Consider the following 22,357-nt stretch of genomic DNA (forward strand, 5'->3'; position numbering starts at 1 on the left):
ATTCAACAATGTTCTCAGACACCATCTCAGCTGTTTCCCTTACAGCACTCAACACCTTTTCACCGACGGGCCAGGGGTCGATTGAAGCCGTGGACTACACCCCGGCCCAGCCTCCGGGAATGGAGAACCTGACGACAATCATCAGCTGGATTCTCTGGGGAGGCGGAATGATTCTGTTCGTCTTCTTCATCTTCGGCATCGTTCAGGCTGGCCGCGCCCGTAGGGGCGGCAACGAAATCGAAGCCCCCATCTGGCCTCTGGTGGCCGCCTGCATCCTGGGAGCGTCAGGGATCATTTGGCAGACGCTCACGGGAGTTTAGTTCTGCCGACCGTCAATTGGAGAGGAAGAACGCATGAAAAACCGACAGGAAGACAGTATCTCCGATAAGCCAAGGCCTGCGTGGTTCGGCCCGGCCGTGATGATTGCGCTCTTGGTTTTTGTCGGCCTGGCAGGGTGGGGAATTCAGCGCTTCCTTTCTGCTGAGGAGCAGGCTCCGGCTGCAACGCCTGTAGAGATACCCGATAGGACACCATCTACAGCTGCCACATCCCCCGCTCCGGCACCATCAGGTTCAGGGACATCAACAGAGATATTTGCCTGGGACTGCCAGGCCGACCTGAGCGAGGAACCTGCCTCGATCATCGAGACCGCACCGATTGTCGATGACTGGGCTATGAGCAGCTACAGCGTAATTCCACTCTCGAACGCCGGAGGCTGCCACAAACAACCTTCAGGACTGCGAGTTGGATTTGCACACACCGAAACTGGCGCTCTCATGGCAGCCGCAACCTATTCCGTAGCCCTTGATCCCTCATTGAACGAGGCAGCAGCAGAGGATCTGGAGGTTGCAGTGGTGGAAGGGCCGGATCGGCAAATGCTGGCCGAGCGTGCCAAGCGCATCAGGGACGGTCTTGAACCCAGCTCTGACGGATCGGCACTGCTCGGTTCAACCCTGGTTGGATACACCCAGAACCGGTACTCCTACGAAGAGGCTTCATATCAGCTCGTTTACTCCATCACGGATTCCAACGGATTGATTCAGAAGGTCTCGGGACAAGTCGATCTGGTATGGGAGGGCGGCGACTGGAAACTAGACCCTGCCTCGGGAACTCAGTTGATTTCCGGGAGTAAGTACCAGGGCGCACCCTATGTGAAGTGGGGTCCAGTGAAATGAGCTGGATAGGCGACTTATTCAATAGCGCAGCCGGCAGTGCTCTCGAAAAGATGCTGCTGTTCCTGGCAGCCTGGCTCGTCCAGGTGCTGACACAGATGATCAACTTTGTCGGAACTTGGTGGCTGAAGATCGGGGCTCCCTCCATGGGAGAAGGTTCAGCTACTGACCGGATTCAGGATTCCACCGTTGTCTTCGTCGGGGTAGCCGGTGTCATTGGCACCGTGTTCGCTCTGATCAAAATCGCACGGAATCAGGACCGGGCCTCGGCTGAAAATCTGGTTATGGGCATGCTCCGCACCGTCTTCACGAGCGCCATCGCTGTGTCAATGGTGAGTATGTTGCTGGCTGTGACAGATAAAGTCGCCCCTTGGCTCGTCCAAACCATTTCCGGGTCTGCCCCGGAGGATGGGCTGGGCACAGCCATGGGTCTGGACGGATTGGTTGGGGCAGGCATGACCCTGACTTTCGCGGGACTGATACTTTTTATCGCACCCCTGGCCCTGATTGGGGCGATTATCAACGCTGCCCTAGTTATCTTCTCCTACGGTATGGCCGGAGCACTTTGCGGCGTCCTTCCGATCTTTGCAGCCAGCTCCGTTACCGAGCGGGGCCGGAAATCCTTCGACAAGGCAGTGGGCTGGCTAATCGCGGTTGTTCTGTTCAAGCCAGCTGCAGCCGTGTTGTACGGGTTTGGGCTGGCATTGATCAACGGAATTACGGGAACAGCTGAGACGGAAGAAATGAACCGGATCATTAGCTTGCTGACCGGTCTGGTCATCATCCTCAGTGCCTGTATCGCCATGCCGGCCCTGGCAAGGGTCCTTGTCCCCGCTGTTAGTGCCGGTCCGGCGGGCATGGGAGCCTCGGGGCTGGCCATGCTCGGCGGTGCAGTTGCGGTCGGCGCCCTTACTGGTGGTATCGGAGCGGGAGCTGGCGCTGCAGCTGGAGCCGCAGCCGGCGGCGGCGGGGCAGCATCGGGTGCTGCCGCCGCAGGCACGAGCGCAGCCTCAAACGGGTCCGCTGCCGCCGGCACAAGCACCGCATCAACCGCCGCCACAAGTGGCATAGCGGGTGCAGAAAGCGGAGCGGCAGGAACCGGAGGAGCTTCCCCCACGATGGCTAGCCGACCTGATGGGCCACCGCCCTCCGGTGGAGGACCTGGTGCAGGGACCGTCGGTGGAGGACCTGGTGCAGGGACCGTCGGTGGAGGACCTGGTGCAGGGACCGTCGGTGGAGGACCTGGTGCAGGGACCGTCGGTGGAACCTCTCCATCGGAGGGTAGCTCCGGTGGAGGAACCGCCAATCCGGTCAGTGGTTCTGAACGTTCCGATGGCTCAGGAACTGGAGGAAAGGAATCACTGGCTCCGGCGGCCGCGACTGCGACTCCCTCCGGGGCCACCAGCGGCGCAATCTCCGGGGGACCGGGGACCAACCCAGCAACACCAGTTCCCCAGGGCCAGCACGGCTCAGACCAAGTACCAAAGGGAGATGCTGCCGCAGAACTCTCCGGCCCCTCAGGGGCAGCCGGGGAACCTGCCGGTTCCGGCGGTGCTCCCGCAGCGGCACAGGGATCAAACACCAGTTCACCGGCGGCTGAGTCACCTACTGCTGAAGGCTTCAAAAACAGTTCTCCGGACGGAACAGGCTACAAGTCGATGATGACCCGGCAGCGGCTGGAATATGGCTTGCGAGAAATCGCCAAAGACGCAGAAAATTCAGTAGAAAGTGGTGGTGACGTATGAGCACCGAGCAGCAAACAGTCAGGCAATACGGAAACATTGCGGAAGAAAAGACTGCAGGTCTTCTGGGCTATTCCATGGCCTCCACTGTCATTTTGGGCGTCGGTGCTGTGGGAGTCTTCATCTCGATCCAGCTGTCCCAAATCTGGGTTGGCGTCGGCATTGCTGTGGTTGCAGTCATCGCAGCGACGGCCCTGGGGTCGAAGGATTTGGCCGGACGGTCCAAGCCTGAGCGGTGGATCGCCAAGAGGATGTTCGCGAAGGCCGAAAAGAACAGTCAAACGACCTATAAGGCCGGCCCGGCCTCACAGATTCCTGATGGATCGTTTCGGGCTCCTGGACTGTTGGCGGCTACAAAGCCCGTAAAGTTCCGGGACCTTTACAACAACGAAGGGGTGATGCTCTGGCACCCGAAGCTGAAGACAGGGACGGTGTTTTTCATCGCAAACTCTTCGGGACTGGGTCTGCTGGACCAGGATCGAGTAGACCGACTCGTCGCATCTTGGGCCGCATTCCAACGCGACGCCGGATCGAATGCTGAAGTTCTGCAGGTTTCAGTCACCACGCAATCGACTACCGATCCTGGCGAACGGCTCCCGGATGCTGTCGCCGTTGCCCGGCAGCAGGCCGGGGACCGTGAAGTTCCGGCGTTCGCCCGCGAAATCATCGACAGCGTTGTGGACGACCTTAATCGCAATGTGCCAAAGCTCGAACAATGGGTCTCCATGACGTTCAGTGCTAAGGCCAATGACCGGTCGGGGATTCCCGAGCGGACAGTTGAGGACCTGATTGCCGATGTGAAGTCATTGTTGCCTGGATTCATGGAGGAGCTTGAGAATTCGGGTGCGGGCTCGGTATCTCTCATGCGTTCATCCGATCTGACAGACCAGACGTACATTGCGTTTAATCCACTGGCCGCAGCAGCCGTGGAACGAGCGCGACTTACCAGCGAGGGAACAGGCTTGAGCTGGAACGAGGTTGGCCCTTCGTCACACAAAACGATCGGATTCCCGCCGCGCTATGAGCATTCCGGAGTTGTCAGCAAGTCGTGGCAGATGTTCCGTCCGCCAGCTGGAACATTCCGCGAAAGTGCTTTGGTTCACCTTCTGGGGCCCGACTCCGCAATGCTGCAGAAACGCGTGACGGTGTTCTACAGACCGCAGGCACCTGAATTGTCTGCTGAGCAGGTTCAGCAGGCTCTAACCAATGCCCAGTTCGCAGCGAATCAGAAGGGACGTAAGACCACAAGCGCTCAGATAATCGCGTTGGAAAAGGCACGGAAAGCCGAACGCGAACAAGCCGAGGGTGCAGCTCTAGTGCGCTTTGCCATTGGCATCACTGCCACGGTTGAATCGCCTGACCAGTTGCCCAGAGTTGGAGCCATTATCAAAAGGAACGCTTCTCAGGGTATCCAACTGCGTCTCCGAGAGTGTGACTACAACGATGATGCCGCATTTGCCTTCAACCTGGGTCTAGGGCTGGTTCCAGCCGACGTAGCTACCATTCCCGCGGACATACGGAAGGCCTTGTAATGAGCGTTTTCGATAGCCTGACCGATGCCGTGCTGAACAAGGTGTACGGAAAATCCGCTCTAGCCACAGCAGGCTCGGATTTCCCGCAGATGAGTTCAAAGGGCATCAACGTTCCTAACGGAGGCATGGTGTCATGGGTGGAAGCTCCGCCGGAGTTCACCGCCACGTCAAACCATACGGCCGGGCTGTGGCCATTTAGTGTAGGCACGTCTTCACCTTTGGTCGGCGCGGTGTTGGGCCGAAACATGCTCAATGGGTCTGTGGTCTGCGGGGATCCCATTTCACTGTTTTTGCGCGGCATTGTTGTCTCGCCGTCCGGGTTCATCCTTGGACTGAATGGCCGGGGTAAGTCCTCAGTAGCCGTTCGCATGGCGTTGTCGCTGATTGATCAAGGCTTTCTGATTCTGACCGCTGGGGACGTAAAGCCCGACTTTGCGGGGCTAACGGTTGCCGTTGGTGGTCAGGTCATCAAGGTCGCTCCCGGCGTCGGAGCAATCAACCCGCTCGATGCTGGCCCCTTGTGGAAGGAATTGAATACGCTGCCGGAACAACTGGCCAGGCAGATGCGCGCAGAGATTCACAGCCGCCGGCTCAGTACCCTCACAGGTCTGATTGAACTCGTCTTCAAGGAACCCTTGGACGCGAAAAAACAGGAGCAGACGGTACTTTCAATGGCCATCATGCTTGCTGCGGAGGAAGCTGAGTCAGATGGACGCCAGCCATTGATCCGAGATGTCAAAGAAGTAATTTCTTCCAAACCCCCCACGATCAAAGCAGCTATTTTGGCTGAATCGGACGCCGATTACACCGAGCAGGTGAAGAACTTACAGGCCGGTTTGAACGCGCTCAGCGAGCACGGACCCTTTGGAGATGTGTTCTGCCAGCCAACGTCGGAAGAAATGGAAATCGATAAGTGCGTGGACTTTGATATTTCTGCGATAGACGAATCCCAGCTGGACTTGCGGGCGGCAGTCCAGACGGTGTGCTGGTCCTACGGCCAGGCCGGAATATCAGCGGCAAAGACGTTGGCTGAGGCCGGTCTGCGCGAAGAACGGCATCACCTGATGATCATGGATGAACTTTGGCAGTCTCTGAGGGCCAGCGAACTGCTCGTTCACCAAATTGACTCGATTACTCGGCTCAACAGAACAAAGGGCCTTGGTCAGCTGCTTATTACTCACTCCATGAAGGACCTGCAGCTCTCGACCGAAGAGCTGACAAAAATCGCCAAGGGTTTCGTGGAGCGTTCCTCCATCAAGATTCTCGGTGGGCTGGCCCAGAACGAAATGGAGCTGCTGGAAACTGTATTTCCTTTGTCCGAACGAGAGAAGGCCCTGCTCGTAGCATGGTCAGCTGAGGGGTCCGTTAATCCGAAGACCGGAAAGACTTCCCCGCCGCCTGGTCTGGGCCGTTTCATGCTCAAGACAGGAGCGGAACCGGGAGTGCCCTTCCAGGTGAATCTCACGGCGGGAGAGAAGAAGGTCCACGATACGAACGCTGCTTGGGTGGGTGCGCAGAGGATGGCGAACCGATGAAAAGCGAGGAGAACCGGATACTTATCGGATTCCTGGGTGTCGTCCTGATTATCTTTGCCGGAGTCGCCCTGGTTCACCTTGGCGCCGTATTCACTCCAATTAGTGGATCGTTGCCTTGGAATCCGCTTTCATTGGTCATCGAGCTCGTTTCCGGTTCAGCACAGTTGCCGGCGGCAGCACTGTGGCTGTTGGCAATTGAGGCGGTCTTAGTCCTGATGGGCCTGATGATCTGGGGGACACGTCCACCCTCGAAAACCCGTGATGCGGCACGCCGAATGAGCCCCAACGGGAAGATGAAACCGGCGATGAAGGATGCCAGGCTTATCGAAGCCGCCCGCCTGCACCCGCAGGCAGCAGGTATTGGACCCGGCCTCACCATCGGATTCGCTGGAGAAGCCGGATCGAAGTCCGTTATTCAAGGTTGGCGTGAGTGTTCCGCTCACGTCTGGGGCACCGGGCGAGGGAAGACAACCAGTCAGGTGGTGCGTCACGCACTGGAAGCACCTGGGCCGTACATCATGACCAGCAATAAAGTTGATGGCGTCGCTGAGGTCTTGGCCGCACGCGCGGAAACCGGCACAGTCTGGCTCTACGATCCTCAGCGGATCTGGCGGGACAGCCCCCGCCCTGCGATGATCTTCAATCCCCTCTCGGTTGTAACCGACACTGTGGCAGCCGGCGAAGTTGCTTCCATTTTTGAGACGGCTTCGGCACCCAACGCGGGAATGGGAAAAGGGGATGCCCAGTTCGACTCCCAAGGCCGAGATTTCCTGTCGTGGTGTCTGCTGGCAGCGTCACTGCGGCACACGTCGATGATCGATGTTCTGCGTTGGGTATCAAGCGCTGACTTTATTGAGCCCGCAGAAATTCTGGAGCAGGGGGGCCAGGCGGGGCCAGCTGCAGCGCTGAAAGGTATGAGTGCACAGCCGGAGGACACTAGAGGCTCAGTGGCTGCAAGTGCGCAGCGTATGGCCTCCGCCCTAGTTCACGACGAGCTGGTTGCCTGGTCGACACCAACCCCCGGAATTCCGGTGTTTGATCCAGCTCGGTTTGTCGAAAGCAAAGACACCTTGGTTCTTTTGAGCCAGGATGCGGCAGGATCCGGTGCAGCGTTCGTTTCAACCCTTGTGTACGCGGTATTCACTGCCGCCCAGCGCGCAGCCCGACGTGCCGGCGGCCGCTTGCCGGTTCCTTTGGTAGCGGATTTGGACGAGGTTGGAAACGTCGTAAAACTGAAGCAACTGCCTGAATGGTATTCATTCTTTGGGTCTATGGGCATTGTCGTCAGTTCGTACTTCCAGACAAAGGGCCAGGGTGTGGCCATGCTTGACCGCACCGGCTGGGACACCTTGTGGTCCGCGGCCGCGATCAAGGTCTACGGTGGCGGGTCGGATGACACCGCGTTCCTGGATTCGCTGAGCAAGGTCATCGGCCAGTATGACGCGAAGGTGCGCAGCAGTTCCACCTCACGAAACGGCTCCTCAAGATCGGTTCAAACTCAGCGACGGGACATTATGTCGGTCTCACAACTTTCAGAATTGCCGGCTAACCACGCCTGGGTGAAGTCTTCCCAGGGTGGGGGAACGATCGTGCGTACGGTTCCTTGGTTCCGCGACAAGACGATCACATCACGCATCGGCCCCCTCGTTGAACGCATTAAGGCAGGACAGAACTGATGAAATCCTCTGAGCAGAACGATTCACCTGTCGCGGAACCGGAAGACACCGGCTTCACACCAGAGGAACTAATCGATTGGGTAGAAGGTCTGGCAGCACTCCTTGAGTCTGTGGACAGATCCCAGAACCAGTTTTGGTGCAGCCAGTGGTGGAATCATTCCGAAGCTGTAGAACGGTTCAAGGCGCTCTATGAGCACTGGCTCGACGCTCAGGCCTCGGGCGGGATGTCTTCCTGGTGGGTTGACCATTTTGACCGCCACGCTGCTGTCCTGTTCGCGAAGAGAGGACCCTTCGGGGAATGCGGGACCTCCTCTCATGTAGAAAAGACAACACGTCGCATTCTCGCAACGGAACAACCGCCGGCTAATTGGAGCTGGTAGCCAAAGAACAGTGGCCTCCCCTCGCCCGCGAATGCGGGCGAGGGGAGGCCACTTCATTTCCAAGGAACCCTAAGGGGTTACAGAGAACGTCCTTCGTCACGCTTTATTTGGTCGGCCCTGCGGGCTGCTGCTGCGGCGTCGGTCTTCGAGCTACTAGCTTTCCGGGTCTGTTGCGCAGATGCTGCGGCCTTCCGGCGCTCGATGGCCTCGGCCTGCTTCCGTCCCCACTTGTTTGTTGGTTCCGCCGCGCGCGGAACAGCAGGACTTTGCTGGTTTTCGGACACGGTATTCTCCTTCTGCAGTGCACCCGGCATTCCTCCGGGGGCGGTGACTGACGGTTGGTCTGAATTCTGCTGTGCGGCGCGGTGTTTAGCCACTGCCCGGGCGATAGCTGCAGCAGTTCCGCCCTCTGTCTCAGCGCCTGTTTCTTGAACGGCATCGACTACTGCGGCTTCACGCTGTTGCGGCTGCGGCAGCTTGTCGCCGCCGGTAGCACGCTCGGTACGCAGCCGGTCGATGACCTGCTCAGCCGGAGTGGGTGCGGTGGTGATCCGCTCGGCAATGCGCGCTTCATCGGCTCTCTGCCTGATCTGCTCTGCCGTCTGCGGCGGTGAGGTCGTCAGCATGGAGTGTTTATGCAGAGCGGTTGCTCTGGCGATCAGCCGTTGCGCTGCGGGGTCGTTGGTGTACTGCGACGGTATGAGCGCCTGTTCCTGGTTTCCGATGTTGTACCGGCTGCGGTATGCCTCGGTTTCGGCGGCCACATGGTGCCACTCGGCCGCTTTCTTCTCGTGTGAAGGAACCGGTCCGAGGTTCTTTGTCCAGGCCGGTGCTTCCTCCGCGAGCTGTGCCCCGCGAACGGTTGCGCGGTGGTTGAGGTGGGTGCGGATCCTTTCCAGTTCGGTCCGATAGGTCGGCGGAACCAGGGGATCCTGCATAAGGGCACTGGGAGCCAGGTCCTCGCTGACTCCGGAGCCGGGCGTGACGGGGTGGGGGCGAGAGTCGGTGGGCAGGGCAACCTTCCGTAGTTTCTGTTCATAGGTGATCGCCTCGCTGACAGTAATCTCATGCGCAGAGCGGGGATCCTCACCACGGGTTGCCCGCTCAAGAGCGGCTTGGGCGGGTGTCAGACCGGTGCGCCGGTCCAGTTCCTTCCCCATGGCCTCAACGATCCATCGGTCCTTCCTGCTCTCTGTGGCCGGAGCACCGGAGAGGTTGCTGTCAGTCACCCGGCGCGCAGCCTTTGCCCTGGCATCTGTGAGTGCCTGGGTGGGGACCGTGGCAAACGGAAGCGTCGCCCACTGCATGTCCTGGCCTGCGGTGCTTGTGGCCACACCGGACACGGACGCGCGTTTAGCCAGGCGGGACAAATGTTCGTCTGAAAGTGATCCCAACGGTCGCCGGTCAGTGTTCTCCATCAGGCGGGAAGCACTTTTGACACGCTGCTCCACCCGATAGGCCAGCACTGCCGCCGGATCCACGGCGCTCTCGAACCCGGGCAGCTGCCCCGGATCGGAAGCCCCTGGACTTTTGATTTCTGCTGCTTGGGCGAGAATTTTAGCCGGGTCTAGTCCGGCCTGTTCGGCGGTCCGCAGATGCGTGGCCACCGCACCCCATGCTCCACGCGAGGTAAATGTCGCAGCAGTCCGCGGCCCCATCACTTCAGCGGCGATGGTCCGGGTTTTGGCAGTCCATGCCGCGGTTTCCACCTCGCCGTAAACGGTAGAGAGTCGATGCAAGTCACCGGATTGGATGGCCTCAGCACGCACTGTTTCATGTGCTGAAAGATTCCTGTCGTAGGTACCGGCAATGGTCGTCAGGACATCGTCACGCTCCTGACCATCTTCCAACGCGATGTAGAGACGGTTGTTGAGCCGCCCGCGAGTGGTGGCAACGTAGGCGGCAGCGCGGTCGTTGCGCTCGGTGAGGATGGCGTGCGCGGTGTCCACCGTTGCGCCCTGGGCGCGGTGGATGGTTGCTGCGTAACCGAGCTGGCCATGGTCCTGCAGGTATTGGGCCTGGAGTGTGATCCGGCCGTTGTGTCCGGTGTGGCGAAGCGTGACCAGCTCATTCCCAGAACCGGCTGCGCCTCCCTGCTGCACTCCTGGGCTGACAATCCTCTCCACGGTCCAGACATCGTTGTTCTTCACGAAGTCCTTGCCCCGGTTCAGCTGCAGCGAGCGGTCATTTTTGCGGGTCACTACGGTGTCCCCGATGTAGGCGCGCAGCCCGTCGCGCAGCACGACGGAGGGGGTATTCTCGGTGATCCTTCCCAGCTCTCCGGTGGCTATCCGAGAGGCCTGGGCCCGGGCGTTCAGATCAGTCACCGTTGCGTTGTCCCCGGCAATGAGCAAAGAGTTTTTGCCGGCGGCCGTGTCGGTCATCCAGGAACGCAGGGCCATCTCCGTCATGGTCTCGGTGTCCCCTGCAACAATCCTTTTGTTGTCCATGTACCACTGCCACGGGGAGTCCGCGCCGGTTGCTGGGGGTTCCCGCAGTGCCAGGGATGCTTCGGCCTCGCCGGGCGTCCGGAACCGATGTACCCGGTCCAGCCGGACGGCTCCTACCTGATGATCCAGCAGCCGCAGTGCCCCTCCGGAGCCAATCGCTCCCAGCTGTCGGTCGTCTCCGATGGCTCGGACGACGGCACCGTGACGGGCGGCCACGGCGACGACGTCGGCCAGCTTCGTGGTGGCGACCATGCCGGCCTCGTCAACAATGACGACGTCGCCAGCCCGCAAACCGGGACCGGTTGGGTATGCATCCTCCAAACGGTGTGAGGCGAGGAAACCCTCAATTGTGGTGGCCTCGGCCCCGATGTCCGCGCTCATCACGGCTGCAGCTGCAGCGGTCGGGGCCAGGCCCACTACGTTCCCGCCACTGGCACGGACAGCCTCTGCAGCCAGGGAAAGGCTGGTCGTCTTTCCGGCACCGGCCGGACCGATTCCCAGTGTGAGCAGCTTCTCCCCGGTGGCGAAATCACGGGCGAGTTCAATCTGTCCCTCGCTGAGTCTCTGTCCCTTCTCGAGGTGCTTATCCAGCACCTTAGTGAAGCGTTCAGCGGAGACCGCGGGGATGACCGTTCGCTGGGCCGCTGTCAGCACCTTGTGCTCAGCCTGGAGAACTTCGCGGGAGGTGAAGAGCGCACTTTCTGCCTGCAGGAACTGGCTGCTCCCGTCCGCTCGGGTGAACTCCCTCAGTCCAGTAGGAGCGGACGTAGGTGTGACACCGAGACTATGGGTAGCAGTGGCCTCGCGGGTGATCTTTTCGACCAAATCATCCGGCATGGCCTTATTCGGAAAGGCTTCCTTGAGGTGTCGGCGGGTCTGGGCCAGTACATGGTTCCTTCCCCATGTGGCACGCTTAGCCGAAAGATCGTGAATGATATGCCGTGCGTGTTCGTGCACATCAATGGCCTTCACATCCAAGGGGCCGGCTGCCGGTCCAGCTGCCTGACGGACCTTCTCCAGCAGGTCATTACCGAACGGCATTCCCAAGTCTGAGCTGTATTCCTGTTTCCATTCCTGGACCAATTCAGACAGCCGACGGGCATCCTTCTTCCCCGGCCTGGTCTCCAGTGTTGCTTGCTGGGCCAAGGCAATTTTCTGTTTCTCAGAGGGCGCGTAGCCGTGCTTGTCCGTGAACTCCGATTCGAGACGCCGTATGGCTCCGACGATGTCGGTTCGGCGTGATGAGGCGCGGTGGATGGCGTCCAGATCGATTCCCGCTATCTCATGGATGGGTTCGCTTCCACCACCCTTCCTCGTCACAGTCGTGACCCCAAGCTTCTCGCATACCTTTTCCATCACCTTGGCGTTGTAAGTCTCTGATGCGGCAACGTTCATCTTGTAGAGCGTGCGCCCGTCGATGGATGACCACTTCCCGTCGGTGCCCAGAACCTTGTTCGCGATGACGACATGGTCGTGCAGCTGCGGGTCTCCGTTGCGCGAGTCATAGTGCCTAAACTGTGTCGCGACGAGCCCGCCCTCGACATCGACCTGGCGGACTCCGTTCTTGCCTCGCCGGGTGTAGAGGGCGTTCTTCTCAAGGAAAGATATTGTCTCTGCAATTGCCTCATGGTGCGCAGCCTCAACGGCTTTGCGTGCTTCGTCTCCACCCAGTGCCCACAAGAGAGATACGGACTTGGAGGGAGAAAATACAAGGTCATAACCGGCGACTGTTTGCTGACGCGGTGTGGTCTGTGCGGTCGCAAAGCGTGCCAGCTCGCGGTCGTCGCGGGCGTCACGGCCATGCATTTCCCGAAACAATTCTCCCGCGACCCGTCCCCGGATCTCGTGGGAGGTTGCCTTGTCCGGGTCCCTGCCGGTTGTCCTGCGTACCCTGGCATGTTCCTCCTGCAGGCGCCGGGTGAACTCAGTGTCTGCTTCGGTGTACCGGTGGTACTTCTGGCCCAGCTGAATGTCCTTCTCACTGGCCCCATCTGCCATCATCCGTGCTGCATCCGGGTGCATTCCCTCGCCAAAAAGGGATGCCATCTGCTCTTCGGAGACCTCGCCTGCAACTCCCAGCAGCTCTGTTGCGTGCCCTACCCATTGGCCGGGAGGCATGCCCTCCACGGTGTAGTAATCGCCAAGCTCGCGCTCCCCTGAGCGCAACTCGTCAGCGCTGGCGACTTCGGATGTGTAGTAGGCGTAGCCGTCCCCAGCACTGAGCTTATGGACGGTCATCACGTCATGATTATTGCGGTCTTTTACACGGGTGTCACCCCTCAATCATCAGGATGCATGAGGTGTGACGAATATTTAGGTTTTGAAGCGGTGAAACGAGGTCTACGAGGGAAGCGCGAAAAACCTTTGATCGTCCGTCAGGGATCTGACGCGGCTGTCCATATGAGACCTAAAAGGAGTGGGGGCAATTCGATGCAAACAGCGGAACAGGACAAGATCCGAAAACAGTGCATCGAATTGGGCACACGACAGGTCGATTGTGGACAGCCGTACACTGAGGCGGGGGCAGCACCGAACCTGCCATGTCAACGGTCCGGCTCGATGACGGCGGGTCCGGTGACCGTTAGGTTTTACCCTGGTGTTGAATGGGAAGAGCAAGCCAACTTACTCGGGAGGAACTGTGGCACAGCGTAAGAGTTCGATCATGTTGGAAGCCAGGGAGCGTGCCCGTAAAGCCGCCGCCGAATCCATGGCGCGGGAGGATCGTTTACTCAAGCTGGGTGAACAATTTTTCGTGGCTGCCGGTGACCAGGAGCAAATCTGGGAAGCAGCAGAGAAGAAAATTCAAGACCTGCGTGCGAAGGCCGAATCTGATACGTCCCGTGCGAAAGCCGAACAAAGCGGAGTCATTAGCGCGATGAAGGCTGAAGGGCTGTCCGCAGGTGAAATTGCTCAGCGTCTGGAACTGAGTACGGCCGAAGTGCGAGCAACCCTGAACAAGAGCAAACATGGCTCCGAAGCGACGGAATCTGAATTTTCCAAGGGATCAGCAGAAGATGGTGCCGTCGACGAAGCATCCTCTGCTGCCGACTCGTAACCGCAGGAATCAGAACAGTGTGGGATGGCTTGGGTCGATGCCATACATCAGCTCACGAATGATGTCTTCCTGCCATCCGTGAGACTTCAGTTCATCCCGAAGGCGACGGGACTGCCCGGCACGTTCGGCCCGGGTGAGGTGCCGCCACTTTATGGCCGTGGCCGAGGGGAGCCGGCCTTTCCTGGCTCGGTCAAGCATGTTGTCCGATTTGGTTCCCAGCAAAAGGTGCGTGCTCGGATCGTCGCTTGCGCGGACGCATAGGGGAACGTCACAGTCATGTAGTGACTGTGTCCCCTTTATGCTGTCAAGGCCTCCGTGGACCAGTGCAAGGGCAAATCGGTGAGCGCTTATGGCTTTCTGGCCTTCTGGTGTTTTGATCCAGAAGCGGCCGTAGCCGTCATCACTGACGGCGCCGAGCCAGATCCAGCAGCTATTCTCCTTGGGGCCTCGAAGCACGTAGGAGTCGAACCGTTCATCGTCGGACAAGTGCACGGCGTTCCTCCATTCGAATCACTGCCACGAACAGCCAAACGGAAAGCGGCCCTAGGATCAGGTAAGCCCAGCCAGGCGACGCTGCCGCCAGGAAAACAGTCCAAATAAGGACGAGCCAAAAGCCGGTTGAAAGTGCACCGGCGATCTTGTTTCGAGTACGTTCTGGTATGGGAAACAACCGCAACGGCAAACCGAAGACTGCGCGCATGAAACGGTAGTTGATCCACACACCTGCGGTCATTAGGGCACGGATGACACTGATCATGACTGGTCCATTTCGTCGCTGCTGCGTTGAAGTGCCCTGGTTAGACTCATTCGTCCGACTTGCAGGAGTCGTGAGATGTCAACAACCGTCAGCCCCTGGGTGCGCATTCGTTTGGCCTCCCGCAATTGTTCATCGGTTACGGTAGTCGGCCGGCCTCCCACACGTCCGCGTTCTCTTGCCGCAGTCAGCCCTGCTTGTGTGCGTTCGATGAGTCTGTTTCGTTCGTGCTCTGCCAGGGCCGCGAAGATGTGGAAAACCAATCGTCCGTCGGCTGTGGTCGTGTCGATGAATGTCTCAGTCAGAGACTTGAAGTTGATGCCGCGCTGACCTAGCTGAACGATGATCTGTGCGAGTTCTGCCGTTGATCGCCCAACGCGGTCAAGCTTCCATACAACGAGAACATTTCCTGGCTGCAGATAGTCCATACAGGCATCCCAGCCGGGCCGGGTTCTTGAGGTGCCGGATACTTTGTCCGTAAAGACTTTTAGAACTCCGGCCCGTTCCAGTGCATCAAGTTGTAAAGCCGCGTCCTGGTCCGTGGTGCTTACGCGGGCGTAACCAATCAGGTTCTGGCTCGTCATAGATGTATGCCCTTCGGCTTCGCCTGCGTCTAAATAGTTGAAGCCTAACGGTATGAACGAAACTCGCAAGGGCTTGATGATTCGTGCAAGGGTGTTTCGTTCACTGTTCCGTGCAGGGCGATACGGCGAGGTGGCGTGGTCTTGGTGCACTTCGTTCTTGTCACGTCGCAGTGCACGGAAACGATCGTATTCGTTCACCGCCTGAAAGCTCACCAGGGCCCCGTTCAGCGGGCGCTCAACGGGCACTTTGTTGGGCAAGGCTTAAGGGAATCGGTAACGCTCACATCTATGGGGCCTTACCTCCCCCTCGGGCGGATGGGAGCTGTGCCGGTGAAGGATGTTTTTCGGGGCATCGGACGAGGTGCCGCCGGCGGTTGGCACCATCTAGTCCTTGATTCATTTTGAATCAAGGACTAGAGTGGGCATACGGATCGAGGAAGAGGAACCCAGAAATGTCTTTGAATACTCCTCTGGAAAAGAGGTTGCATCGTGAGGCGGAAGTCCGCCAGGCTCGGGCTGCCATCGACCGCATCGACGAGATTCGGGGTGCGGTCCAGGCCGCCAGGGCAGGCCGCAGCCAGCGGGAGATCGCCGACATCCTCTGCACCAACCAGGCCAAGGTCAACCGCATGCTGATGGCGGCTAAGGCCGACCCCTCCGTTGTCAACAAGACGCCGCACGAAATCATCCTTCGTGCTTTCGTCTACGAGACGCCCCGGAAGGATCTGGTTGAGGAGCTCATACGGTTCCCCTACACCTTCGGAAAAGATGCCCCGTACCCGCACGAAGGCAGGATCCCCGGAACGTGGGACCAGGTGCTGGCGGCCTACGTCCAGGACCTGATCTCCGAAGCGGAATTCACCGAGATCAGGAACGCGGTTGCCTGATCTCCGGGACTCTGTGCATGCGGAGCTCTCCTTTCTGCTGTCGCCGGAAGGAAAGCTCGGTGCCGTCCCGGAGCACCTGGAAAGGTTCCTCGACGATCTGGCCGTCACCAAGGCGGCCAAAGCCTACCGTCAGCTGGACCCAGCTGTGCAGCCCGGGAACAAAGCCGTTGTTGTGACTGCCGGCCCGCCCGGCGCTGGCAAAAGCAGGGCCATGGAAGCCATGGGACTCAGCGGCTATCGGCTGATTGACCCGGACCTGGCCAAAGACCTGCTGCTGAGGGACGCCGAAAACCACGGCCTCCTCGAATACAGGAACGACCATGTCCTCGTGGACGGGAAACCGGTCAGCTTGCGAGAGTTGGCATCGCACGTCCACAGGGCATCAAGCCGAGTGGCTGACGTGGTCCGGCTGGTTTCCCTCAACATGGGTGAGAACGTTATCCTCGACGGGACTCTATCGTGGGCGCCGCTGCCGAACCTGTATTTAAACGAACTGCGGGGCGCCGGCTACGACAGCCTCCAGGTCGCCTCCGTGGAGGCCGGGGTCGATGTGGCCAAGGAGGGTGCGCGGGTGCGTTGGTGGGCGGGCCGGAACTCCTCCGACCCTATGGGTGGCAGGTTTGTTCCTGACAGCTTCATCGAATCCTGCTTCTTGGAAACCGGAACTTCCGTATGCTCCCGAAACGCCGAGGTACTGGCCAGAGAGGCAGGCGCGAAGCTGGGCATGGGCGAGCTCAGACGGTACGAATACGATCCGGTAGTCGGCAGGGTTCGCCTGATCTCCCGGGTCGAGTTCGCAGGATAAAGAGCGGCTCGGCTCGCCCCTGGCCTCCGGCCAAGGCTGCTTGACCGACAGCAGCCGTCGGCCGGGAGGGTCCATGCCTCCGGCTCCGTGCCGGCCGTCGGACCATCCTGACAGCAACGCCTTCCGAACCTCCCTTGGCAAGCGGACACGGATAACGAGACAGGTTCTCTCGGCGTGTCCCATCTCAGTCCCCGGTGTCTCTAATCCCATCGTTTTCGTACATGTCGGACCCATTGAGAATCACCAGTGAGGGGGAAGCAGTCCTCAGCAGATCCAGCGGGAATCGTCGCTGTCGCTTAAAAAGGTTGGCACAGGGGTCCACCAAAGGGGACCCCTGTGCTCCTTGTCTTGCTACTCGGCGTCGTTCAGCTTGAACAACGTGATGAGCACTCTCATCAGGTTGAACAGAGCGTTGGCGCGAGTCCAACCATCTGAATGCTTGCGTTCATGTTTCATCGTGCCACCTCCAATCCATGTAGGACGGAGGCGCAACCCCACGTTTGCTGGATTGCCAGGACAAACGCCGGAAGACTACACTTTGTCTTGTAGATCGACAAACGCAGATTTCCAAGGTGTTGCACCTAGAAGCCTGTGGTTTTCGCAGGGACCCGGGGTGCCACCCGGGTCCATTTGCTTTAACCGAAAGCTTCAGGACCGAAGCCCTTACCTTAATGATACCGGCCAAAAGGGGCTGTTTGGGGTCGGCGTGTCGACACACCGGCGGCCTGTTAGTGAAGCTGTGGCTGGACCTGTGTGTTCTGCCCCTACCGGTTGGCTACTTCCACCCGGGAAGGTTCCCATCTAGCCACGACTCGCGCTGGACCTCCAGTTTGCTCCGCTTCAGGCAATGACGCTGCCGTTCCAGCCACACGGCGAGGACCTTCTCGTTAGGATCGACAGCTGTTTTATATCGGGGATACCTTTTGTTCTTCCGAAGGTAGGCCAGTGTTTCCGTCGCCCGTTGTTCCCACAGGGCGCGTTCACGTTCTACCTTGGGCGGTGTCAGCCAGCCCGGCACCCTCGCATCTAGGGCAGTCTTCTTGGTGTCCGGTAGTTTGCCCGCCCGATACTGTTGCCGCTGATACTGCATAAAGGTGTACAGCTGCTGTTCGCCCTCGATGTAGCCGCGGGGGAACCGTCCGTGCGCGTGGCAGAAGTCGGCCAGTTTGGCGGCTCGTTCCTCCCACGTAGGTTTGGGCGTCTTCAGTCCCCCTCGCGGCAGGGCAGGCTGATCGTGGAGCATGAGCCGATGCCCGAACAGATCAGGGTTATAGGCGATCCGGTTGCGGATGTGTTCGTAGACCTTGCGGTACGGCACCCGGCAGAGAACGGCGATGCGCCACGGATCCAGCCCTTTGGTCCACATGTAAAACCACTCTGTACGGGACCAGTGCTGCGGAGTCCAGGAATCCGGATCGGCAGGTTCCACGGTTGAGGTGCTGGTCATAGCGGTAGCCAAGCAAAGATCCGCCGGTTCCACCACCGCGATTCAACCATCAGGGAAACAATTTGGCCGCCCATCACGAGTAACACGACGGTGAGTATTAAAGAGGACGTGCCTGCCTCTCCTGTAGATGGGAGGCAGACACGTCCTGGCCTTACATCAGGCGTCGAATAAGCTGTGCGGGAGTGGTGGGTCTGGCCTAAATGGATTGCCCGGCCATAGCCGGCACGTCTTGCCCGAGCTTGCGGCGCATTTTCTCGACGTCGACGTCGGGGAATCGGGCGGTGTTGATCGCCAGGGGCAACCAGCGCAGGACATCAGTGAAAGCAGGCGGCGCCACCTCGAGCTCGGAGCATTCATCGCGGAGCGCGACCATGTAGGAGAGCATTGCCGAACTCGCTTTCCAGTCCTCGATCCTCCACGCTTCACACAAAATTGTGCCCAAGGGATCGCCGGGATGCTCCAGGCCGCCGGCGGCTATCCTACGTGCCGTTGTTCGGCCCAGTGATGCAGCTGCCATGCTGATCAGCATTTCGTGGTGTTCGTTCGGGATAGACACCATAGCCTTGTCGTTCATCAGTTCCTTCTTATTGGTAGTCACCGGCATCAACGTTGACGGCCTGGCGTGCCGACTTAAAAGGGTGGAAGCGGGAACCACACCACATGGTTCCCGCTTCCCTTACTGTCCTCCGCAACCAACGAAGGAAATCTATGGGGCTCGCTGCTTCTCTTCTTCGAGTGTCCGTCTGCCCGGGCGCAGGGCGCCGGCCTGAACCGGTTCCCATTTTCTGCCCTGATTGTATTTGCGCTGCAGCCTGCGCACCTCGCGCAGGGCTGCTGCCTCGATCAAGTCTGACACAGACCCGTAGCCTTCTGCCGCACCTGCGGCCAGGAACGCTGCCCGGATCTGTTCGGCGTCCTCGGTGGTGAAGTAGGGGGTGAATTGTGCCGGTTTCTTCTTACTCATCGGCAGTGCTCTCCTGCTGTCTTCGCCGGCTGTTTGGACGTCAGTGCATGCGGGTACGGAATCAATGTTCCTGTACCTGGATTCTCAGGTTCTCAGCTGTAGCTGCCCACTGCAGGAAAGGTGCTCCGGTGGCTTCGGTGGGATCCTCGCTGCGGGCCAGGAATTCTTCCCTGATGTATTCCAGTGCAGTGGAGAGCACGTAGAGGTCGTGCTCTCCACTGACGTCGAGCTCGATGAGTCTTTCGGCCATGTTAGGAGTTTGCCCAGCTTTCCCATGAGTTGTCCGGGGTCTGTGCGGGTTCGCCAGCCGGTTGGTTCGCGGGATGGTTGGCGGCGGCCGCTGCGGGTGCCTGCTTGCCGGCGCGGGTGATTTTCGCGGTCGCGTAGCGCAGCGATGCACCGATTTCCTCGATCTCGAATTCGATGACGGTGCGCTTCTCCCCTTCTTTGGTTTCGTAGCTGCGGGGCTTCAGCACGCCGTGGGCAACGACACGGGTTCCCTTGGTGAGGGATTCGGCCGCGTTTTCAGCCGCTTCCCTCCAGACGCTGCAGCGCAGGAACAGGGTGTCGCCGTCTTTCCAGTCGTTGGCCTTCCGGTCAAAGGTCCTGGGGGTGGAGGCAATGGTGAAGTTTGCGACTGCTGCCCCGTTGGGGGTGAAGCGCAGTTCGGGGTCGGTGGTGAGGTTCCCGATAACGGTGATGGTGGTTTCGCCTGCCATGGTGATCAGCTTCCTTTGGATAGGTGGTGCTGCTTTTTATGGGTTAGTGCGTTTTTTCCAGCGCGATGACTTCGATGATCTTGTCCGGGCGCATCCCTGACCAGTGGTCTTCGGATCCGTCCCTTTCGTACACGACCACCGGTGCCTGGGCGTATCCGAGTTCGTCGCTGATGTAGTCCAGCGCTGACGGGGTTGTGGTGATGTCCACGATCTGAGGATTGAGGCCGGCATTCTGGAATTTGTCGATGGTCTTTCCGCAGAAGAAGCATCCGGGTTTGGTGTAGACGGTGATGGTCATGGCACTCATTCCTCAGGTTTCGTGGTCCGGATGGTAAGAGATTCCCTGGCTTTTCCTGCTACTTCTATTATCCTTTTATTCAGATGAATAAACAAGGGTTTTGCCGCTTATTCTAGGGGTTTTTTGGTCTTATTTTGTACTCGTCAAAGGCTGGTTTTGATGCCGTCGCTCAGTCTTTCGAGCGGAAACCGCCGGCTTAGAACGAAGCCCTTCCGCGCCATTCCCGGATTCGTCCAAAGAATGCCTTTTCTCCGAGCTTGCTGTGCTGGTAGGTGCGATTCCCCTGGGAGCCGGGTCGGCAGGCAGCGGGACCGGCAGCCGGCCCCTCCCCTGTCGTTCCTACTTGATCCCGTCGGCAGTGTCGGTTGACGGGCGGGGCTGGGTCCAGGAAGCAGCGGACCCGTGGTTCGGCCCGAGCTCTGCGAGGGCCGGGCCGCGCACCTGGGGAAGGTGCGCGGCCCGGCCGGTCGGTTACTCTACGGTTTCCCGCCCGGGAATCCAGCCAAGGTAGGGCTTGCGGTAGCGGCTGGGCAGTTCGGCGGCGGTGCCGGGCAGGTCTTCCGGTCCGGATGACTGGCCGAGCTTCCAGAAGTCGAACACTGCCGCCGTGATCGCGTCGTGGTAGGCGCTCTGGGTGCGAAACCAGTGGGTGTGGGTGTCGCCTTCGATGTAGAGGCCGTACCCGTACAGGGGCCCTTCTGCATCGGTATGCTTGGCGGCCGCGAAGATGATGTAGGGCCATGCTCCGGCGTCCCATCCTTCACTGCCCCAGTTGGGCAGGACAGCCCACGGAGTTCCCGTGAGGGTGTCCATCCAGTCGTAGCCGTCGCCGGTGCGGTCGTCGGCGGGCAGCTGCGGCGCCTGCACGGTCTCGCAGGTGTCCTGCGTGGTGAATTGGTTGTTCATGGTTTTTGCTCCTGTGGTTGCGGGTGGGTTCGGGGCCTGTGGTGGTCCAGCAGTTGGCCCCTCCCCCGTTGTTTTTTGCCTGCTGGCGAAGCTTGCGAGCTGTGCCCGACGGAGGCCTGTCTACCCTTGGGCAAGGTTCAGGAAATTTTCGGCGGAATGAGCGCCTTCTGACGGTGCATTCCCGGCTCATTCCGCCGAAAAATTCCTGGGCCGCAGGCCCCGAGGAACGAGGGGCTAGACAGGCCGGAGCGGGCACGTATGATCCGAAGGACAGCAGCAAAAAACGTCGTAGACACATCAGGCCCGGGGGGTCCGGAGCTCTGCGACGGCGCGCCCCGGACCAAAGAGCCGGCCGCGCAGCGGACGCCCGATTCCTGGTTGGAGCCCCCGGGCGGAAACCAGGGGAAGTAGATGCTGCACCGGTCGGCAGTTGGATGGTGCAGGGTCGCGTGGACGCGCAGCGTGTCCTGGCGGCGGCCGGGGGAGCGTGCGGCGGAGGCCGCCGCCCGCGCACCCTGGGGCCCGCGCCCCATCCTTGGGGGCGCGGCCTCAGGGGCACCTAGTTATCGACGCTGGGGCGTCCCGGGATTTCGACGTTGACCCGTTCGGGGAACCATCCGACAGACGGGCGGCGGTTTGCTTCGTGCAGTTCGGCGGCGGTCTCCGGCAGGTCCGCGGGGTCCGGGCCGTCTACTATTCCGAGCTTCCAGAAGTCGAAGATCGATTCCGTGATGGCTTCACAGCAGGCCCGACGGGAATGGAACCAGTGGGTTTCGACCTCTTCCTCAATGAACAAGCCGTATCCGTAGAGGTAGAAATCGTTGTCGTCGCGATGCATCGCGGTGACTAGGAAACTGCTGGGCGAGTCTCCGGTGGACCAGCCGTCCCTGCCCCAGCGGTGGACGGGGAGCCATGGGGTGTACCTCAGGCAGTCGTACCATTCCCAGGCATCCGTGGCGAAGTTCCCGGCAAGCAATCCGGGAACGCTGACAGTTTTGTTGGTGTCTTCGGTGGTCGCCTGGACATCGGGAACGAATGGATCAGTCATTGTCTTGGCTCCTGTGGTTGCGGGTGGGTTCGGGGCCTGTGGTGGTCCAGCAGTTGGCCCCTCCCCCGTTGTTTTTTGCCTGCTGGCGAAGCTTGCGAGCTGTGCCCGACGGAGGCCTGTCTACCCTTGGGCAAGGTTCAGGAAATTTTCGGCGGAATGAGCGCCTTCTGACGGTGCATTCCCGGCTCATTCCGCCGAAAAATTCCTGGGCCGCAGGCCCCGAGGAACGAGGGGCTAGACAGGCCGGAGCGGGCACGTATGATCCGAAGGACAGCAGCAAAAAACGTCGTAGACACATCAGGCCCGGGGGGTCCGGAGCTCTGCGACGGCGCGCCCCGGACCAAAGAGCCGGCCGCGCAGCGGACGCCCGATTCCTGGTTGGAGCCCCCGGGCGGAAACCAGG

At 59.9% G+C, this 22,357-nt stretch carries 20 protein-coding genes and 1 pseudogene; 10 read left to right on the forward strand and 11 right to left on the reverse strand.

Annotation, left to right across the window (positions count from 1 at the left end):
* Nucleotides 1-8 precede the first annotated feature (8 nt).
* The 7 genes from AC4D2Q_RS17215 (at nt 9) to AC4D2Q_RS17245 (ending at nt 8,949) form a co-directional block, all read left to right on the forward strand.
* Nucleotides 9-320: a hypothetical protein gene (locus AC4D2Q_RS17215; RefSeq protein WP_490947639.1), complete on the forward strand. Its 312-nt coding sequence runs from the start codon at nt 9-11 to the stop codon at nt 318-320.
* A gap of 33 nt (nt 321-353) precedes the next feature.
* On the forward strand, nt 354-1,175 hold the full coding sequence (locus AC4D2Q_RS17220) for a DUF8175 domain-containg protein (RefSeq protein WP_490947640.1): 822 nt from the start codon (nt 354-356) through the stop codon (nt 1,173-1,175).
* A 1,738-nt stretch (nt 1,176-2,913) separates the two neighbouring features.
* Nucleotides 2,914-4,446, forward strand: a complete 1,533-nt coding sequence (locus AC4D2Q_RS17225) for an SCO6880 family protein (RefSeq protein WP_490947641.1) — start codon at nt 2,914-2,916, stop codon at nt 4,444-4,446.
* A complete protein-coding gene (locus AC4D2Q_RS17230; protein ID WP_490947642.1) occupies nt 4,446-5,981 on the forward strand; it encodes a hypothetical protein in 1,536 nt (511 codons plus the stop codon). Before AC4D2Q_RS17225 ends, AC4D2Q_RS17230 begins: the two co-directional genes overlap by 1 nt.
* Complete coding sequence (locus tag AC4D2Q_RS17235) at nt 5,978-7,657, forward strand: type IV secretory system conjugative DNA transfer family protein (RefSeq protein ID WP_490947643.1); 1,680 nt, start codon at nt 5,978-5,980, stop codon at nt 7,655-7,657. Before AC4D2Q_RS17230 ends, AC4D2Q_RS17235 begins: the two co-directional genes overlap by 4 nt.
* On the forward strand, nt 7,657-8,037 hold the full coding sequence (locus AC4D2Q_RS17240) for a DUF4913 domain-containing protein (RefSeq protein WP_490947644.1): 381 nt from the start codon (nt 7,657-7,659) through the stop codon (nt 8,035-8,037). Before AC4D2Q_RS17235 ends, AC4D2Q_RS17240 begins: the two co-directional genes overlap by 1 nt.
* A gap of 624 nt (nt 8,038-8,661) precedes the next feature.
* A complete protein-coding gene (locus tag AC4D2Q_RS17245; protein WP_490947659.1) occupies nt 8,662-8,949 on the forward strand; it encodes a hypothetical protein in 288 nt (95 codons plus the stop codon).
* 1,520 nt (nt 8,950-10,469) lie between these two features.
* Here the strand turns inward: AC4D2Q_RS17245 and mobF are convergent.
* Nucleotides 10,470-12,725, reverse strand: a pseudogene (gene mobF / locus AC4D2Q_RS17250) (MobF family relaxase); the annotation flags it as partial.
* A 400-nt stretch (nt 12,726-13,125) separates the two neighbouring features.
* On the opposite strand from mobF, the gene AC4D2Q_RS17255 reads away from it, so the two are divergent.
* Nucleotides 13,126-13,542 (forward strand): hypothetical protein, encoded by a 417-nt coding sequence (locus AC4D2Q_RS17255; protein ID WP_490947645.1) that lies wholly within the window; start codon nt 13,126-13,128, stop codon nt 13,540-13,542.
* A gap of 9 nt (nt 13,543-13,551) precedes the next feature.
* Here AC4D2Q_RS17255 and AC4D2Q_RS17260 read toward each other — a convergent pair whose 3' ends face one another.
* Together AC4D2Q_RS17260 and AC4D2Q_RS17265 are read right to left on the reverse strand one after the other, a co-directional pair.
* Entirely contained in the window at nt 13,552-14,028 is a 477-nt protein-coding gene (locus tag AC4D2Q_RS17260) for a hypothetical protein (RefSeq protein WP_490947646.1), read from the reverse strand.
* Nucleotides 14,029-14,295: 267 nt separating this feature from the next.
* Entirely contained in the window at nt 14,296-15,138 is an 843-nt protein-coding gene (locus AC4D2Q_RS17265) for a recombinase family protein (protein WP_490947647.1), read from the reverse strand.
* A 194-nt stretch (nt 15,139-15,332) separates the two neighbouring features.
* Between AC4D2Q_RS17265 and AC4D2Q_RS17270 the strand changes: the two genes are divergently transcribed.
* Both AC4D2Q_RS17270 and AC4D2Q_RS17275 read left to right on the forward strand, forming a co-directional pair.
* The gene (locus AC4D2Q_RS17270; protein ID WP_490947648.1) at nt 15,333-15,767 is read left to right on the forward strand and encodes a hypothetical protein; all 435 of its coding nucleotides are present in this window, start codon (nt 15,333-15,335) and stop codon (nt 15,765-15,767) included.
* Nucleotides 15,760-16,572 carry a zeta toxin family protein gene (locus tag AC4D2Q_RS17275; RefSeq protein WP_490947649.1) on the forward strand — a complete coding sequence of 271 codons (813 nt, stop codon included), beginning with the start codon at nt 15,760-15,762 and terminating at the stop codon, nt 16,570-16,572. The genes AC4D2Q_RS17270 and AC4D2Q_RS17275 overlap by 8 nt, the downstream gene beginning before the upstream one ends.
* A gap of 775 nt (nt 16,573-17,347) precedes the next feature.
* Here the strand turns inward: AC4D2Q_RS17275 and AC4D2Q_RS17280 are convergent.
* From AC4D2Q_RS17280 to AC4D2Q_RS17315, 8 genes are all read right to left on the reverse strand, one after another.
* The gene (locus AC4D2Q_RS17280; protein WP_490947650.1) at nt 17,348-18,019 is read right to left on the reverse strand and encodes a helicase associated domain-containing protein; all 672 of its coding nucleotides are present in this window, start codon (nt 18,017-18,019) and stop codon (nt 17,348-17,350) included.
* A gap of 196 nt (nt 18,020-18,215) precedes the next feature.
* Nucleotides 18,216-18,617, reverse strand: a complete 402-nt coding sequence (locus AC4D2Q_RS17285) for a hypothetical protein (protein WP_490947651.1) — start codon at nt 18,615-18,617, stop codon at nt 18,216-18,218.
* Nucleotides 18,618-18,725: 108 nt separating this feature from the next.
* A complete protein-coding gene (locus AC4D2Q_RS17290) occupies nt 18,726-18,983 on the reverse strand; it encodes a ParB family protein (protein WP_490947652.1) in 258 nt (85 codons plus the stop codon).
* A gap of 61 nt (nt 18,984-19,044) precedes the next feature.
* A complete protein-coding gene (locus AC4D2Q_RS17295) occupies nt 19,045-19,233 on the reverse strand; it encodes a hypothetical protein (protein ID WP_490947653.1) in 189 nt (62 codons plus the stop codon).
* Between the two features lies 1 nt (nt 19,234).
* Nucleotides 19,235-19,702: a single-stranded DNA-binding protein gene (locus AC4D2Q_RS17300; protein ID WP_490947654.1), complete on the reverse strand. Its 468-nt coding sequence runs from the start codon at nt 19,700-19,702 to the stop codon at nt 19,235-19,237.
* Between the two features lie 43 nt (nt 19,703-19,745).
* The gene (locus tag AC4D2Q_RS17305; protein WP_490947655.1) at nt 19,746-20,000 is read right to left on the reverse strand and encodes a glutaredoxin family protein; all 255 of its coding nucleotides are present in this window, start codon (nt 19,998-20,000) and stop codon (nt 19,746-19,748) included.
* A gap of 471 nt (nt 20,001-20,471) precedes the next feature.
* On the reverse strand, nt 20,472-20,906 hold the full coding sequence (locus AC4D2Q_RS17310) for a hypothetical protein (protein ID WP_490947656.1): 435 nt from the start codon (nt 20,904-20,906) through the stop codon (nt 20,472-20,474).
* A gap of 559 nt (nt 20,907-21,465) precedes the next feature.
* The gene (locus tag AC4D2Q_RS17315; RefSeq protein WP_490947657.1) at nt 21,466-21,954 is read right to left on the reverse strand and encodes a hypothetical protein; all 489 of its coding nucleotides are present in this window, start codon (nt 21,952-21,954) and stop codon (nt 21,466-21,468) included.
* Nucleotides 21,955-22,357 lie beyond the last annotated feature (403 nt).

The organism is Arthrobacter sp. TJ-178 (assembly GCF_058269275.1).